Origin of the sequence: Streptococcus orisratti DSM 15617 (genome assembly GCF_000380105.1) — a bacterium.
Taxonomy (GTDB): domain Bacteria; phylum Bacillota; class Bacilli; order Lactobacillales; family Streptococcaceae; genus Streptococcus; species Streptococcus orisratti.
Genome location: NZ_KB904464.1, coordinates 1 through 15,194, shown reverse-complemented (window position 1 = coordinate 15,194; position 15,194 = coordinate 1). Strand labels below are relative to the sequence as shown.

The 15,194-nt window shown below is 38.8% G+C and carries 20 protein-coding genes; all 20 read left to right on the top strand.

Annotated elements, in window-relative coordinates:
* Window positions 1–371: 371 nt before the first annotated feature.
* Window positions 372–1,067 (top strand): cell wall-active antibiotics response protein LiaF, encoded by a 696-nt coding sequence (liaF, locus tag A3I7_RS0105185; RefSeq protein ID WP_018375721.1) that lies wholly within the window; start codon window positions 372–374, stop codon window positions 1,065–1,067.
* Complete coding sequence (locus tag A3I7_RS0105180) at window positions 1,064–2,095, top strand: envelope stress sensor histidine kinase LiaS (protein ID WP_018375720.1); 1,032 nt, start codon at window positions 1,064–1,066, stop codon at window positions 2,093–2,095. The genes liaF and A3I7_RS0105180 overlap by 4 nt, the downstream gene beginning before the upstream one ends.
* Entirely contained in the window at window positions 2,092–2,733 is a 642-nt protein-coding gene (locus tag A3I7_RS0105175; RefSeq protein WP_018375719.1) for a response regulator transcription factor, read from the top strand. Before A3I7_RS0105180 ends, A3I7_RS0105175 begins: the two co-directional genes overlap by 4 nt.
* A gap of 83 nt (window positions 2,734–2,816) precedes the next feature.
* A complete protein-coding gene (locus A3I7_RS0105170; protein WP_018375718.1) occupies window positions 2,817–4,217 on the top strand; it encodes a Cof-type HAD-IIB family hydrolase in 1,401 nt (466 codons plus the stop codon).
* A complete protein-coding gene (locus A3I7_RS0105165) occupies window positions 4,217–4,576 on the top strand; it encodes a S1 RNA-binding domain-containing protein (protein WP_018375717.1) in 360 nt (119 codons plus the stop codon). The genes A3I7_RS0105170 and A3I7_RS0105165 overlap by 1 nt, the downstream gene beginning before the upstream one ends.
* Window positions 4,577–4,701: 125 nt before the next feature.
* Window positions 4,702–5,229 carry a YqeG family HAD IIIA-type phosphatase gene (locus A3I7_RS0105160; protein WP_026217138.1) on the top strand — a complete coding sequence of 176 codons (528 nt, stop codon included), beginning with the start codon at window positions 4,702–4,704 and terminating at the stop codon, window positions 5,227–5,229.
* A complete protein-coding gene (yqeH, locus tag A3I7_RS0105155; protein ID WP_018375715.1) occupies window positions 5,229–6,347 on the top strand; it encodes a ribosome biogenesis GTPase YqeH in 1,119 nt (372 codons plus the stop codon). The genes A3I7_RS0105160 and yqeH overlap by 1 nt, the downstream gene beginning before the upstream one ends.
* A 33-nt stretch (window positions 6,348–6,380) precedes the next feature.
* A complete protein-coding gene (yhbY, locus tag A3I7_RS0105150; protein WP_018375714.1) occupies window positions 6,381–6,695 on the top strand; it encodes a ribosome assembly RNA-binding protein YhbY in 315 nt (104 codons plus the stop codon).
* Window positions 6,696–6,719: 24 nt separating this feature from the next.
* Window positions 6,720–7,352, top strand: a complete 633-nt coding sequence (locus A3I7_RS0105145) for a nicotinate-nucleotide adenylyltransferase (protein ID WP_018375713.1) — start codon at window positions 6,720–6,722, stop codon at window positions 7,350–7,352.
* The gene (yqeK, locus tag A3I7_RS0105140; protein WP_018375712.1) at window positions 7,349–7,942 is read left to right on the top strand and encodes a bis(5'-nucleosyl)-tetraphosphatase (symmetrical) YqeK; all 594 of its coding nucleotides are present in this window, start codon (window positions 7,349–7,351) and stop codon (window positions 7,940–7,942) included. The genes A3I7_RS0105145 and yqeK overlap by 4 nt, the downstream gene beginning before the upstream one ends.
* A complete protein-coding gene (locus A3I7_RS0105135; RefSeq protein WP_018375711.1) occupies window positions 7,943–8,455 on the top strand; it encodes a cysteine hydrolase family protein in 513 nt (170 codons plus the stop codon).
* Window positions 8,456–8,809 (top strand): ribosome silencing factor, encoded by a 354-nt coding sequence (gene rsfS, locus A3I7_RS0105130; RefSeq protein WP_018375710.1) that lies wholly within the window; start codon window positions 8,456–8,458, stop codon window positions 8,807–8,809.
* 85 nt (window positions 8,810–8,894) lie between these two features.
* Complete coding sequence (locus A3I7_RS0105125; protein WP_018375709.1) at window positions 8,895–9,632, top strand: class I SAM-dependent DNA methyltransferase; 738 nt, start codon at window positions 8,895–8,897, stop codon at window positions 9,630–9,632.
* A 221-nt stretch (window positions 9,633–9,853) separates the two neighbouring features.
* Window positions 9,854–11,029: a hypothetical protein gene (locus A3I7_RS14790; protein ID WP_342663982.1), complete on the top strand. Its 1,176-nt coding sequence runs from the start codon at window positions 9,854–9,856 to the stop codon at window positions 11,027–11,029.
* 119 nt (window positions 11,030–11,148) lie between these two features.
* Window positions 11,149–11,817, top strand: a complete 669-nt coding sequence (locus A3I7_RS0105115; RefSeq protein WP_033418580.1) for a hypothetical protein — start codon at window positions 11,149–11,151, stop codon at window positions 11,815–11,817.
* Complete coding sequence (locus A3I7_RS0105110; protein WP_018375706.1) at window positions 11,817–12,557, top strand: Tle-like phospholipase domain-containing protein; 741 nt, start codon at window positions 11,817–11,819, stop codon at window positions 12,555–12,557. Before A3I7_RS0105115 ends, A3I7_RS0105110 begins: the two co-directional genes overlap by 1 nt.
* A 49-nt stretch (window positions 12,558–12,606) precedes the next feature.
* Window positions 12,607–13,269, top strand: coding sequence for a hypothetical protein (locus tag A3I7_RS0105105; RefSeq protein ID WP_026217136.1), 663 nt, complete (start codon window positions 12,607–12,609; stop codon window positions 13,267–13,269).
* A gap of 10 nt (window positions 13,270–13,279) precedes the next feature.
* Window positions 13,280–14,029, top strand: coding sequence for a Tle-like phospholipase domain-containing protein (locus A3I7_RS0105100; RefSeq protein ID WP_018375704.1), 750 nt, complete (start codon window positions 13,280–13,282; stop codon window positions 14,027–14,029).
* A 48-nt stretch (window positions 14,030–14,077) separates the two neighbouring features.
* Entirely contained in the window at window positions 14,078–14,743 is a 666-nt protein-coding gene (locus A3I7_RS0105095; protein WP_026217135.1) for a tandem-type lipoprotein, read from the top strand.
* Between the two features lie 17 nt (window positions 14,744–14,760).
* Window positions 14,761–15,194, top strand: a 434-nt coding sequence (locus tag A3I7_RS0105090) for a Tle-like phospholipase domain-containing protein (RefSeq protein ID WP_018375702.1), incomplete at its 3' end; no start/stop codon positions are given.

The window sequence follows — 15,194 nt, the reverse complement described above, 5'->3', positions numbered from 1 at the left end:
AAAATATGAGTTCTTTGCTAAGTATGGTTCATCCAATTTCTTTTGATATCCACCAGTTTAGTTTTGATTACTTTGTTAGCTATGTTATAGAGCTTATATCACAAGTTTTGATCACAATTTTGTGCAACTTACTAAGATGTTCGATGTATTTGCAATTAAGCTGGCTAGTACGAAAAACATATGGAAAGGCTGCATTTGGTTAAGCGACATCATTCTTCAAGAAGGACAAAAGTGATTACAGATTCTCTGTTTGAGAGTTGTAATCACTTTTTTATCTATCTACTCAGGCTTTCGTATATTTTGCTATCGCAGAGATGAAATCCGTTCATATTTTTGGTAAAATGGCAGAAAGTGTGTGATGAGGAGAGAACATGCGAAAATTTCAATTTTTCTTATTGGTTGAATGCATTTTGCTAGCTTTGGGCATGATGACTATTTTAGCCAATGATCTATCGAGCTTTATTTTAATTTTAGTTCTCATTTTGATAGCACTGCGTTTTTATAATCAGGACACGCGGAATAATTTTTTACTGACCGTCAGTCTTTTGCTGCTGTTCTTAATCTTTATGCTTAATCCATACATTATCGCAGCTGCTGTCTTAGGTGTTGTTTATGTAGTTATCAATCATTTTTCACAGGTGAAAAAGAAAAATCGTTATGCTCTTATTCGTTTCAGAGAAGATGATTTTGAAGTACGTCCCAGTCGAAATCAATGGATTGGTGCTGCTAATTATGAGAGCGATTTTTATGCTTTTGATGATGTCAATATTGTCAGGGTTAGTGGCAGTGATACTTTTGATTTGACCAATGTTATTGTGACTGGAAAGGATAATCTCATCGTTATCCGTAAGGTTTTAGGACCAACCAAAATCTTAGTACCAGTTGATGTGGCCGTCAAGTTGGATGTGTCAACCATTTATGGAACGGTCACTTATTTTGATTGTGAACCTTATGATTTGCGCAATGAATCAATTAAGTTGTGGCGACAGGAAGATCGCAAGGCTATTAAATCTGTTAAGGTTGTTATTAACACCGTTGCCGGAGATGTAGAGGTGGTAAGACAATGAAGAAATATCATTATGGACTCTTGCTACTTTATTCGAGTGTCATCATTTTGGCCATTGTCTTTGTGACTGTGGATAGCCTGGGTCTGGATTTTGCCAAATTGATAACAGATTTTTGGACTTTCGAGCAGTTTCTTTTTTCAATCATTTTTCTGATTTTTGCGGTTACAATTTTGCTACTTCTTTTGTGGGTTATCCTAGACGATAACAGTAAGCGCAGCATTAACCAAAACCTACGAAGAATTTTAAATAATCAACCTCTGAAGCTTGATGAAGACAGTGAAATCAACCTGAACCTCCTGCGTCTTTCAAAGAAAATGAGCCATCTGACGACCAGTCTTCAAAATACAGAAAATGCTCGTATTTTGAAGGGGCAGGAAATTGTTAAACAGGAACGTAAACGTATTGCTCGAGATCTACATGATACGGTCAGTCAAGAACTTTTCGCTTCTTCCATGATTTTGTCGGGAGTTTCCATGAATGTGGAGCATCTAGAAACCGAGCAATTGCAAACGCAATTAAAAGCAGTTGAGGAGCTGTTGCAAAATGCTCAAAAAGATTTGCGGATTTTATTGCTGCATTTGCGCCCAACTGAATTGGAAAATCGAACTCTATCTGAGGGATTTGATATGATTCTTAAAGAATTGACCGATAAGAGTGATATTGAAGTCGTCTATCAAAAAAACATAGGGAAATTGCCCAAAGCAATGGAAGATAATCTTTTCCGAATTGCTCAAGAATTTATAAGTAATACGCTTAAACATGCTCAAGCTAGTCGCTTAGAAGTTTACCTTAACCAGAGTGAAACGGAGATTCAGCTAAAAATGGTGGATAACGGTCGTGGTTTTGACATGGATACAACACATGACTTGAGTTATGGTTTAAACAATATCGAAGACCGTGTGGACGACATGGCAGGAACTATTAAGTTACTCAGCCAGCCTGGAAAAGGCGTCAGCATGGATATCCGATTGCCGTTGGTTCAAAAAGAAATGGATGATGGTGTGGAAGTAGAAGAGGAGCAAAAATGACAAAAACAAGTATCATTTTGGTTGATGACCATGAAATGGTTCGTCTTGGTCTGAAGAGTTTTTTGAACCTTCAACCAGATGTTGAAGTTATCGGAGAGGCTAGTAATGGCAGAACTGGCATTGACATGGCACTTGAGTTGCGTCCTGATGTTGTTGTGATGGACTTAGTCATGCCAGAGATGAATGGTGTTGAAGCAACTTTAGAGCTTCTCAAGGCTTGGCCAGAGGCTAAAATCCTTGTTCTAACTTCGTATCTGGACAATGAAAAAATCTATCCTGTTATTGCTGCGGGGGCCAAGGGATATATGCTGAAAACTTCCAGTGCGGCTGAAATACTTAATGCTATTCGCAAGGTAGCTAAGGGTGAATTGGCAATCGAAACTGAGGTTGATAAGAAAATCAAGGCTCACGATGCCAAACCTGATTTGCATGAAGATTTAACAGCACGTGAGCGAGATATTTTAGCTTTGTTAGCCAAGGGTTATGACAATCAGACTATTGCTGATGAACTCTTCATTTCCTTGAAAACTGTTAAAACCCATGTTTCAAATATTTTGTCTAAATTGGAAGTTGATGACCGGACTCAGGCAGTTGTTTATGCCTTTAAACATCATTTAGTCGCACAAGACGATGAATAAATGGTATAATAAAAAAGTGTTTCTAGACTAATGGAGGGGAGAAGCCAACACTAAAGTGTTTTTAGAGTTTCTCGAAAAGATATATGGATGCAAAAACAAAATATAAAGCAAAGAAAATCAAGGCTGTCTTTTTTGATATTGACGATACCTTACGTATCAAAGCAAGTAGTTACATGCCTGCTTCAATCACCTATGTTTTTGAGCAACTAAAGGCTAAGGGAATAATGACTGGAATTGCATCAGGTCGTGCCATTTATGGTGTTGTCCCAGAAATTCGTGCCTTAAATCCAGATGTTTTTGTTACGATAAACGGTGCTCGAGTACTAGACAAAAAAGGTGAGGTTCTGTACAAAAAGCCCATTCCACGCGAAATCACTCAAAAATATATAGCTTGGGCCAAATCAGTAGGTATTGAATATGGCTTTGCTGGTAAGGACAAGCCAGTTGTTTCAGCTAGAGCTAAGTTGATTGATGATGCTATGGTTCCTGTATATGGTGTCTGCGAGGTAGATCCCGATTTTCACTTGACCAATGATGTTTATCACATGTGGACTTTCGCTGAAAACAACGCTGATCTTGTTCTGCCAGAGGAATTAGCTGAAGAAATTCGCATGGTGGCTTGGCATCCTCACTCCTCTGATGTAGTTCGTAATGGAACATCAAAAGCGTCAGGTGTAGCACATGTTGCAGAATTAGAAGGTCTGAAACCAGAAAATATCCTTGTTTTTGGGGATGAACTCAATGACATGGAACTCTTTGATTATGCAGGGTTAGCAGTTGCCATGGGAATTTCACACCCAGAACTGCAGAAAAAAGCAGATTTTATCACAAAAAAAGTAGAAGAAGATGGCATTTTATTTGCCTTGGAGGAATTAGGTTTGGTAGAAAAACAGTTAAACTTTCCACAAGTTGACACGTCTTTAGTAGAAGGTCCAGTTGCAACTATAAAAACAAATCACGGTGATATGAAGATTAAACTCTTCCCCGATCATGCCTCAAAAACAGTTGCAAACTTTGTTGCACTTGCTAAAGATGGTTATTACGATGGTATTATTTTCCACCGCATTATTCAAGACTTCATGATTCAGGGCGGTGACCCAACGGGTACAGGTATGGGTGGTCAATCTATCTATGGCGATAGTTTTGAAGATGAATTTTCAGAAGAACTCTACAATGTTCGTGGTGCGTTGTCAATGGCCAATGCTGGACCAAACACCAATGGTAGTCAGTTTTTCATTGTCCAAAACAGTAAGATTCCTTACGCTCAAAAGGAATTGGAGCGTGGTGGCTGGCCAGCACCAATTGCTGAATTATATGCTGCAAAAGGTGGGACTCCTCACTTGGATCGCCGTCATACGGTATTTGGTCAATTGATGGATGAAGCTTCTTACAAAGTTCTGGATGAGATTGCTGCAGTTGAAACAGGTGCTCAAGACAAGCCAGTTGAGGATGTAATCATTGAGACCATCGAGGTGGCAGACTAATGAAAATTGGCGACAAAATCACTGGGACGATTACAGGCATCAAGCCTTACGGTGCCTTTGTCGCCCTTGAAAATGGAACAACAGGTTTGATTCATATTTCTGAAATCAAGACAGGGTATATTGACAACATCTACAATGTTTTGACCATTGGTCAAGAGGTTCTTGTTCAGGTGGTGGATTTGGATGAATTTACTCAGAAAGCTAGTCTTTCCTTGCGAACCTTGGAGGAGGAAAATCACCATTTTCCTCACCGTCATCGTTTTTCCAATAGTCGTTACAAAATCGGCTTTAAACCACTGGCTAACAATCTTCCAAAGTGGACTAAGGAAAGTTTGGAGTATTTAAAAGATAGAAAATAACACTAGAGGAGCCTGACACCGTTTGGGCCCTTTTTAGATACTTACTAGTAATAAAGCTCTGCTATTTTTCAAAAAATATGGTAGAATAAGAGGTAAACTATAAATTTTGGAGTAGAAAATAGACCTTGAGTATAGACGATTATAGGCCGACCTTCGTGGTTGAGGCAGTTTATGATTTAAAAGCAGAAGATTTATTACGTCATGGCATTCGTGCGGTTTTAGTTGATTTGGATAATACGCTGATTGCGTGGAATAATCCTGATGGTACACCAGAGGTGCGTGCATGGCTAGATGAGATGACTATCGCTGACATTTCAGTGGTTGTGGTTTCGAATAACAAGCATTCACGTGTGGAGCGAGCAGTCGCCCGTTTTGGTGTGGACTTTGTCAGCCGTGCTATGAAACCTTTTACTCGTGGCATTGATATAGCTATAGAGCGCTATGGATTTGATAAGGATGAGGTGATTATGGTTGGTGACCAACTCATGACTGATATTCGTGCTGCACACCGTGCAGGAATTCAATCAGTTCTAGTCAAACCTCTGGTGACATCGGATGCTTGGAATACTAAGATTAATCGTTGGCGTGAACGACGTGTTTTGGCTAAACTTGAAGAACAATACGGAAAATTGGAATATCAAAAAGGAATTTAATGGAAGAACTAATTTGCATCGGTTGCGGTGCGCATATTCAAACAGAAGACAAGGAAAAAGCTGGCTACACACCTGCCAGTTCTATTAAAAAAGCGGAGGAAAGCGGTGAATTGTATTGCCAGCGTTGCTTTCGCCTACGTCACTACAATGAAATTGTAGATGTCAATATCACAGATGATGAATTTCTCAAGCTCTTACACGAGGTGGGGGACAGTGATGCGCTTGTGGTCAATGTGGTGGATATTTTTGATTTTAATGGTTCAGTTATCCCAGGACTTTCTCGTTTTGTATCTGGTAATGATGTTCTACTTGTCGGTAATAAAAAAGACATTTTACCGAAATCTGTCAAAGATGGGAAGGTGACCCAATGGCTGACTGAAAGAGCTTATGAGGAAGGGCTGCGCCCTTTGGATGTCGTTTTGACTAGTGCTCAAAATCACCAGGCCATCAAGGATTTGATTGATAAAATTGAGAAACTTAGAAAAGGTCGCGATGTCTATGTGGTCGGAGTGACTAATGTTGGAAAATCTACCCTCATCAACGCCATTATCAAGGAAATTACTGGTGAAAAGGACATTATTACGACTTCGCGTTTTCCAGGAACGACCCTTGATAAAATTGAAATTCCTTTGGAGGATGGTTCTTACATTTTTGACACGCCAGGAATTATCCACCGTCATCAGATGGCGCATTATTTGACAGGGAAAAATCTCAAATATGTCAGTCCGAAAAAGGAAATCAAACCTAAAACTTACCAGCTAAACCCAGAACAAACCCTTTTTCTAGGAGGACTTGGGCGTTTTGATTTTGTTTCTGGAGAAAAGCAAGGTTTCACAGCTTACTTTGATAACAACCTTAATCTTCATCGTACGAAGCTTGAAGGTGCTGATGCTTTCTATGATAAACATGTTGGCGCACTTTTAACACCGCCAACAGGCAAGGAAGTCGCTGATTTTCCAAAACTGGTTCGTCATGAATTTACCATCAAAGACAAGATGGATATCGTTTATTCAGGTTTAGGTTGGATTCGCATCCAAGGCAAAGTAGATAATCCTGTCAAAGTTGCCGCTTGGGCACCAGAGGGTGTTGGCATTTTGATTCGTAAGGCTTTGATTTGATTTCTCAAATTACCAAAAATAGAAGGATAAAAAATGTTAACAAGTAAACAACGTGCTTTTTTGAAATCTCAAGCACACACTATGAAACCAATCATTCAGATTGGGAAGAATGGTCTTAATGACCAAATCAAAACAAGTGTTCGTCAGGCTCTTGATGCTCGTGAACTAATTAAAGTTACCTTGCTGCAAAATACTCATGAGGATCTTCATGAGGTTGCTGAAATTTTGGAGGAAGAAATCGGCTGTGATACGGTTTTAAAGATTGGCCGCATCCTTATCCTTTATAAAGAGTCTAGTAAGAAACAAAACCGCAAGTTATCACAAAAAGTTAAGGCAATGATCAAATAAATCATCCGAATATGGGGAGGCACGATGGCACTCGAACTATTGACACCATTTACAAAGGTTGAACTCGAAACGCAAGTAAAAGATCATAATCGCAAGCAAATCGGCATTTTAGGCGGTAATTTTAATCCAGTCCATAATGCGCACTTAGTCGTTGCTGATCAGGTACGCCAGCAATTGGGATTGGATCAGGTACTTCTCATGCCAGAATACCAACCGCCCCATGTCGATAAGAAAGAAACTATTGATGAAAAGCACCGTCTCAAAATGCTAGAGTTGGCTATTGATGGCGTAGAGGGCTTGGGCATTGAAACCATTGAATTGGAACGCAAGGGTATTTCTTATACTTATGATACTATGAAATTGCTAACAGAGAAGAATCCAGATGTGGACTATTATTTCATCATTGGTGCTGACATGGTGGATTATCTGCCGAAGTGGTATAAGATTGATGAGCTAGTCAAGATGGTGCAGTTTGTGGGTGTACAGCGTCCTAAGTACAAGGCAGGCACTTCTTATCCCGTCATCTGGGTGGATGTGCCCCTCATGGATATCTCGTCAAGCATGATTCGCCACTTCATCACAGAAGGGCGTATGCCAAACTACCTCCTACCAAAGACTGTTTTAGATTATATAAGGGAAGAGGGGCTATACCAATGACCTATGAAAGCTACACAGGGTTTTCACGTGAAGAGCTTTTGGAAAAAGTGCAAAGCGTGATGAGTGAGAAACGTTTCAAGCACGTCTTGGGTGTGGAAAAGGCAGCAATTCGCTTGGCGGAGCTAAATGGTTATGACACCGAGAAAGCTGGACTGGCAGGACTCCTACACGATTATGCCAAGGAACTAGCAGATGAGGCTTTCTTAGAGTTGATAGACAAGTACCAGCTTGACCCAGCGCTCAAAAATTGGAACAATAATGTCTGGCATGGCATGGTGGGCATTTATAAAATCCAAGAAGATTTGGGTGTGACGGACAAGGACATCATACGCAGTATTGAGATTCATACGGTTGGTAGTAGTCAGATGACGCTTCTGGATAAGATTGTTTACGTGGCGGATTATATTGAGCATAATCGCAACTTCCCACTGGTAGCTGAGGCGCGTGTGATTGCGGAGCAATCATTAGATAAGGCAGTAGCTTTTGAAACAGTTCGCACGGTTGAACACTTAGCTCACCAAGCTCTGCCTATTTTTCCACAAACCATTGAGACTTATAATGCATTTTGTAAGTATTTGAAAGAGGACTAGATGGGAACAGTTCTCTTAGTGATTGATATTCAAACAGCCTTGATAGAGGCTAAACCGTATGCTGTTGATAACTGCTTGTCTGTCTGGCAAAAAGCAATCGCCACTTGTCGTGAGAAAAACATAGAGGTGATTTACGTTCGCCACAATGATGATGAACTACTGACAGGAAGTCGTGATTGGGAACTTTACGGAGCTATTGCTCCAGAGGATGATGAGAAAATCTTTGATAAGCACTATAATAGTGCATTTAAGGAAACTCATTTACAGGCTTATCTAGATAGCCAAGCTATTGAGCGCTTGATTATCATTGGTATGGCTACTAATTATTGTATTGATACGACAATCAAGGTTGCATTTGAATTAGGCTATAATGTGACTGTCATCAAAGGTGGAACGACTACTTTTGATGATATGAAAATCACAGCAGAGCAGTTGGTTGACTATTACGAAAATATCTGGAATGGTCGTTTTGCTCAGGTAGTTGAGTTAGAAAATATGTTAAAAGAGGATTAAATGGATAAAAAAGAATTACTAGAATTAGTTGTTAAGGCCGCTGATGAAAAGCGTGCTGAAGATATTGTTGCCCTTGATTTGGAGGGGCTGTCCAGCGTGACAGATTATTTTGTCATTGCTAGCGCGACCAATAGCCGCCAGTTGGAAGCTATCGCTGAAAATATTCGTGAGAAAGTCAAGGAAGCTGGCGGAGACGCTAGCCATGTTGAAGGTGATAGCCGAACAGGTTGGATTCTTCTGGATTTAAACGATGTTGTGATTCATGTCTTTACGGAAGAAGAGCGCCAGCATTACAACCTTGAAAAACTCTGGCACGAAGCACCTCTAACAGATGTATCAACTTATCTTGCTTAAAAGACGACCTTGCCATTTGGCAAGGTTTTTGAAAATACAAGACAAATTAACAAGAAAGGATGGGAGTATTCCCCGCAGATAAGATATGGAAAATTACCAAAAATTTGCTGCTGTTTACGATAGCATCATGGATGACTCGCTTTATGATTTATGGACGGATTTTTCGCTCCGCCATTTTCCAAAAAAGAAACATGCCAAACTTTTAGAATTAGCTTGTGGGACAGGTATTCAGTCCATTCGATTTAAGCAAGCGGGCTTTGATGTGACAGGTTTGGATTTGAGTGAGGATATGTTGGATTTAGCGCGTAAGCGTGCCAAGTCAGCACATCTATCTATTCCTTTTGTGCAGGGCAACATGCTTGATTTGTCGCAAGCTGGGAAATACGATTTGGTGACCTGTTACTCAGATTCCATCTGTTATATGGCTGATGAAGTTGAAGTTGGTGATGTCTTCAAACAAGTCTACGACTGTTTGAATGAGGATGGGGTATTCATCTTTGACGTGCACTCAACTTACCAAACAGACACTGTCTTTCCTGGTTATTCTTACCATGAAAATGCAGAAGACTTTGCCATGGTTTGGGACACTTACGAGGACGAAGCCCCGCATTCTGTTGTACATGAATTGACTTTCTTCTTGCAAGACGAGGACGGACGTTTTACACGCTACGATGAAGTTCATGAAGAACGCACTTACGAAGTCCTAACTTACGATATTCTCTTGGAACAAGCAGGCTTTAAATCATTCCAACTCTACGCCGACTTTGAGGATAAGGAACCGACAGAAACAAGCAGACGCTGGTTCTTTGTGTGTGAGAAATAGGAGAATAACTGATGGCAGTTTTGGAAATCGCCTAATGATTAATCTAAGGAGTGGTCTATGTCAATACGTAAACAATTATCACATCTAGTATTACTCATATTAGGAGGACTTATAACAATAAGCTTATCAGCCTGCGGTTTAAACAAAGACAGCCGGGAATGGATTGAGAAAATCGGGTATCGGATATTTACAAGGTCTACCCTACTAAAAATCCTGAGGATTTGTTTAAGGTATTCCCAGATGGGTTTGATATAAGACAATCCTATACGAATAAGGATGGCGTAACTTATGAGCTAGATGTTTTAGGAAATCCCGACACGAAGGAAATAAAGGGGGAATTGGTTAAGGATCCAGTTGAAGAGAATAAAAAAGTTAGTGATGTGGTTGAAAAAGACGGTCACCTAGTATTTTCAGATCCTAATGTTAAAGAATATTGGCCTTCGGACACCTTCCTTTTTCAACATTGGAGTCTTGATCAGGACTATATCGATAAGTTGACAAACATCGATTATTACTATAATTACATTGAAGGTGTTGGTTTTAGTATCGAGTATAAGTTGGCTGACTCAACTATAGATCATTTTTTAAATTTACAAAATGAAAAAGTTACCAAGTTTGAAATTTCGGGCTCAGAACGTAACTTTGGAGAAAGGAAATTTTCAGCGGATAGGACACTTTCATTTGAATTTAACAATAATGTACATTTTTTTGAAGCTATTCATCAATATAGTAAAAACCGCGAATATAAAGATAGTAGAGAATGGATTGAAGAGAATCGTGTGGCAGATATGTATAAGATTTACCCTACTGAAAATCCCGAGGACTTATTTAAGGTCTTTCCGAATGGGTTTGGTATAAGACAGTCCTATACTGGCAAGGATGGAGTGACTTACGAATTGAATGTAAAAGGAAATCCTGATACGAAGGAAATAAAGGGTGCCTTAGTAAGGAATCCAGATATCGGGAACAAAAAAGTCAGCGATGTCTCAGTTGAAGGAGAACACTATATTTTCTCAGATTCTAAAGCCAAAACTTATTGGCCTATAGATAGCTTTCTTTTCCAGCATTGGGGGCTTAATCAAGATTATATTGATAAGTTACCGAGCATTAACGCCAATTATAGTGATAATGCTGATAAATATAGTTTTAGTATTGAATACAGGTTAACTGATTTAGCCATAGCTAATTTTTTAAATATCAAAGATGAAATAATAATTAATCCAGAGATAGCTAAATTACTTAATCGTGAAGATGAACAAACTATTTGTTTTAAAATTACTGGTTCAAACAGTCACTTTGAAAACAAGGAAAAATCAGTGAAGAGGAGACTTGAATTTGAATTCAGCAATAATATACAATTTTCTGAAACCATTCATCAATACAGCAAGAAAGAATAGTAGGATTGAATGACCTATTTACTATTAACGAATGTCTTATTGGATTAAAATAAATCACATTATGTTATGGTACGATTAACTATATTCACACATTTATACCATGGTGTAGGAGAATAAATATGAAATTAAAGAACTTTTTATCTGTTATATTAGTGATAACATTAGGAGGACTTATCATAATGACTTTATCAGCCTGCGGTTTAAACAAAGACAGCCGGGAATGGATTGAGAAAAATCGGATATCGGATATTTACAAGGTCTACCCTACTAAAAATCCCGAGGATTTGTTTAATATATTTACCAAAGGGTTTAATATTGAGCAATATTATAAAGATGAACATAACAATGAATATAAAATGCATTTTACAGGTAATTCTGATACAAAAACTATCAATGGTGAATTAATTAAATATTATGGTGACGAGGAGAAAAAATTGGCTGACGTCAGTTACCGAGATGGTCATTTAGTTTTTTCAGATTCTACGGCTAAGCAGTATTGGCCGATGGACGGTTTTCTCTTTCAGCATCTAACGATTAATCAGAAAAAAATTGATAGCTTAAAGGTAAAAGATTATCATTTTGAAGCCAACAGTGGGATTTTTCATATTAATTATGAATTAACTGATTCTAAGGTAAATAAATTGTTAAAAAAAGAAAATCAAAAGATTACAGATTTTGAAATAACGGGTTCAGGCAAAGATTACTACGGCAGGACATTGATATTTACTTTTGACAATGGAGTTGATTTTTCAGAATCAATTCATAAAGTAAAGAGAGGTGAAGAATAATGATATCAGTAGAGAGCTCACAAGATACAGCTTACGCATCAAAGTACACATATGATACCGAAACGTATGCTGTCAAGAATAATATAAATTTAGAGACAGAGTCTGGACAGAAACAAATACGTAAATACTATAGTCATATAGAAGATTTTCCCTCCAACCTCAACTATCTTGACAGCTTCTACGACAGCTCCACCGGTACCAGCAGGACAGCCTTCAAGGATACTGAGACCGGCGAGGTCATTATCGCTTATACAGGGACCAATGCAAAAGTTAATAAACAGGACATTGTGACCGATATCGTCAGTATCGGCCTTGGCTCGGGCTATCACTATGACAGCGCCTACCAGTTTTATGATAAGATAGCGGAAAAGTATGGTTCGGCCAATCTCACATTGACCGGCCATTCTTTGGGAGGCAATGTCGCTCAGCGGGTGGCGCTGGAGAAAAATGCTAAAAATACGATTGTCTATAATGCCGCTCCGCTCTATATCCCAGCAGCTTCAATCGGCCTGGTGACTCAAAATCCCGCGCTTGCTTTAGCCGTAGCGGTCGGCAGTTCCGACAGTGTGAAGGATATCAAAAACGATCGAAAGACCTTTACGGGAAAAGTGACCCGGCTTAGAACCGAGTGGGACCCATTGAACCATGCGTCCAATATGGCTGGAGGTGTCTATATCGGTGATGATTATGTGATTGCGGATTCAGGCGGTCAGACATCAAAAAACTCTGCTATAATATAAGTTGATTAAAGGACTTAGTCTATTTATATTATCGTATAGGAGAATCAATATGAAATTAAAAAATATTTTATCAGTTATATCAATCGTAATATTAGGAGGACTTATGACAATGAGCTTATCAGCCTGTGGCTTAAACAAAGACAGCCGAGCATGGATCGAAAAAAATCGGGTATCAGATATTTACAAGGTCTATCCGACCAAAAATCCCGAGGATTTATTTAAGGTATTTCCGGATGGGTTTCATATTACGCAAGCTTATGTGGACGAGAATGGTCGAGCGATTCATATGAACTTAGAAGGAGACCCGAAGACAAAAATGCTTACAGGTGAATTAATTCAAAATCCAAATTTGGAAGGTTCTAAAAAAATAGGTGATGTTATATATAATAAGGGAAAATTTCAATTTTCTAATATGCAAACCACTGTAGATTGGCCGATTGATGGTTTCTTATTCCAAAACTTAACAATTAATCAGAAATTTTTAGATAGTTTGACTGAAAAAGATCATGGTTATAACAGTCAAAATGGTAGTTTTTATATTAATTATAAATTAGATGATTCAAAAATTAAGTCATTACTAGGCGTGGAAAATACTAAAATTACTATCTTTGGAATCACGGGCTATGGAAAAGATTATTTTTCTCGAACAGTATCATTTGATTTTTCAAATGATATAAGCTTTACAGAAACTATTGAGAGATTGAATAAATAAGGAGAAGGTTATGGCTAAAGCAGTTGACAGTAATCAAGATACAGCTTATGCTTCCAGTATTACATATGATATTGAAAGAGTAGCTGTACAAAATAATTTAGATTTATCAACAAAAGCAGGACAAAAAGCGATTAGACAAGAAATATTTAAAGGAAAAAATATTAAAGTCCCCTCCAACCTCAACTACCTCGACAGCTTTTACGATAGCTCCACTGGCACCAGCGGGACGGCCTTTAAGGATACTGAGACCGGTGAGGTTATCATTGCTTATACGGGGACTAATCCCAAGGTTGAAAAGCAGGACATTGTGACAGATGTTGTCAGTATCGGCTTTGGCTCGGGCTATCACTATGACAGTGCCTACCAGTTTTATGATAAGATAGCGGAAACGTACGGGTCTGCCAATCTCACGCTGACCGGGCATTCTTTGGGAGGCAATATCGCTCAGCGGGTGGCGTTGGAGAAAAATGCCAAAAATACGATTGTCTATAACGCCGCTCCGCTCTATATTCCGGCAGCTTCCATCGGGCTTATTACTCAAAATCCCGCGCTTGCTTTAGCCGTAGCGGTCGGCAGTTCCGACAGTGTGAAAGATATCAAAAACGATCGAAAGACCTTTACGGGAAAGGTGACCCGGCTTAGAACCGAGTGGGATCCATTGAACCATGCGTCCAATATAGCCGGAGGTGTCTCTATCGGTGATGACTATGTCATTGCGAATTCAGGTAGTCAGTCATGGAAAAACTCTGCTATAATATAAGTTGATTAAAGGATTTAGTCTATTTATATTATCGTATAGGAGAATAATATGAAATTAAAGAAATTTTTATCTGTTATATTAGTAATAACATTAGGAGGACTTATGACAATGAGCTTATCAGCCTGCGGTTTAAACAAAGACAGCCGGGAATGGATTGAGAAAAATCGAGTATCAGATATCTACAAGGTCTACCCCACTAAAAATCCCGAGGATTTGTTTAAGGTATTCCCAGATGGGTTTGAAATTGTTCAACATTATACCACTCCTCAAGGAGTTTTGTATCAGCTAGAGTTAGAAGGAGATGCTAAGACCAAAGAAATCAAGGGACAATTTATAAAGGAACCTTATGCGGATGACAAAACACAAAAATTGTCAAATGTAGATGTTCAAAACGGTCAAGTCGTTTTTTCGGATGAAACAGCTAAGAAAGATTGGCCTCTAGATGGTTTCCTTTTTCAACATCTGACGATGAATCAGAAAACACTCAATAGTTTAAAAGAAAAGAATTATGATTACAACACTAATAGTGGGGTTTTTGAGATTCATTATCATTTAAAAGATTCTGAAGTGAATAAACTATTAAAAAAAGAAACTCAAAAGATTACTGATTTTGAAATAACAGGTTCGGGGAAGAATTATCATATCAGAACGCTAACATTTACATTTAATGATAATTCAGATTTTAGCGAATCAATAAACAAGCCTTATAATTAGAAAGGGAGATTTACAAAATGGGAAAAGTTAAAGCAGTTAATAGCAATCAAGATACAGCTTATGCTTCGCAGGCTACTTACAAAGTAGAGACGATGAGGGTTAGTGATAATATTGATCCAAATAAGAACAAGAACTCTACTAATAACAAGTTACATGACCAAGGCTTGCCCTCCAACCTCAACTACCTTGACAGCTTCTACGACAGCTCCACCGGTACCAGCGGGACAGCCTTCAAGGATACTGAGACCGGCGAGGTCATTATCGCTTATACAGGGACCAATGCAAAAGTTAATAAACAGGACGTTGTGACCGATATCGTCAGTATCGGCCTTGGCTCGGGCTATCACTACGACAGTGCCTACCAGTTTTATGATAAGATAGCGGAAAAGTATGGTTCGGCCAATCTCACATTGACCGGCCATTCTTTGGGAGGCAATGTCGCTCAGCGGGT

Bases quoted from the DNA above. Each gene is read 5' to 3' on its own strand.
- A3I7_RS0105125 (WP_018375709.1), top strand. From the start codon at position 8,895: ATGGAAAATTACCAAAAATTTGCTGCTGTTTACGATAGCATCATGGAT.
- A3I7_RS0105145 (WP_018375713.1), top strand. From the start codon at position 6,720: ATGGCACTCGAACTATTGACACCATTTACAAAGGTTGAACTCGAAACG.
- A3I7_RS0105110 (WP_018375706.1), top strand. From the start codon at position 11,817: ATGATATCAGTAGAGAGCTCACAAGATACAGCTTACGCATCAAAGTAC.
- A3I7_RS0105180 (WP_018375720.1), top strand. From the start codon at position 1,064: ATGAAGAAATATCATTATGGACTCTTGCTACTTTATTCGAGTGTCATC.
- yqeK (WP_018375712.1), top strand. From the start codon at position 7,349: ATGACCTATGAAAGCTACACAGGGTTTTCACGTGAAGAGCTTTTGGAA.
- A3I7_RS0105135 (WP_018375711.1), top strand. From the start codon at position 7,943: ATGGGAACAGTTCTCTTAGTGATTGATATTCAAACAGCCTTGATAGAG.
- A3I7_RS0105175 (WP_018375719.1), top strand. From the start codon at position 2,092: ATGACAAAAACAAGTATCATTTTGGTTGATGACCATGAAATGGTTCGT.
- rsfS (WP_018375710.1), top strand. From the start codon at position 8,456: ATGGATAAAAAAGAATTACTAGAATTAGTTGTTAAGGCCGCTGATGAA.
- A3I7_RS0105115 (WP_033418580.1), top strand. From the start codon at position 11,149: ATGAAATTAAAGAACTTTTTATCTGTTATATTAGTGATAACATTAGGA.
- yhbY (WP_018375714.1), top strand. From the start codon at position 6,381: ATGTTAACAAGTAAACAACGTGCTTTTTTGAAATCTCAAGCACACACT.
- A3I7_RS0105100 (WP_018375704.1), top strand. From the start codon at position 13,280: ATGGCTAAAGCAGTTGACAGTAATCAAGATACAGCTTATGCTTCCAGT.
- A3I7_RS0105105 (WP_026217136.1), top strand. From the start codon at position 12,607: ATGAAATTAAAAAATATTTTATCAGTTATATCAATCGTAATATTAGGA.
- A3I7_RS0105165 (WP_018375717.1), top strand. From the start codon at position 4,217: ATGAAAATTGGCGACAAAATCACTGGGACGATTACAGGCATCAAGCCT.
- A3I7_RS0105170 (WP_018375718.1), top strand. From the start codon at position 2,817: ATGGATGCAAAAACAAAATATAAAGCAAAGAAAATCAAGGCTGTCTTT.
- A3I7_RS0105095 (WP_026217135.1), top strand. From the start codon at position 14,078: ATGAAATTAAAGAAATTTTTATCTGTTATATTAGTAATAACATTAGGA.
- yqeH (WP_018375715.1), top strand. From the start codon at position 5,229: ATGGAAGAACTAATTTGCATCGGTTGCGGTGCGCATATTCAAACAGAA.
- liaF (WP_018375721.1), top strand. From the start codon at position 372: ATGCGAAAATTTCAATTTTTCTTATTGGTTGAATGCATTTTGCTAGCT.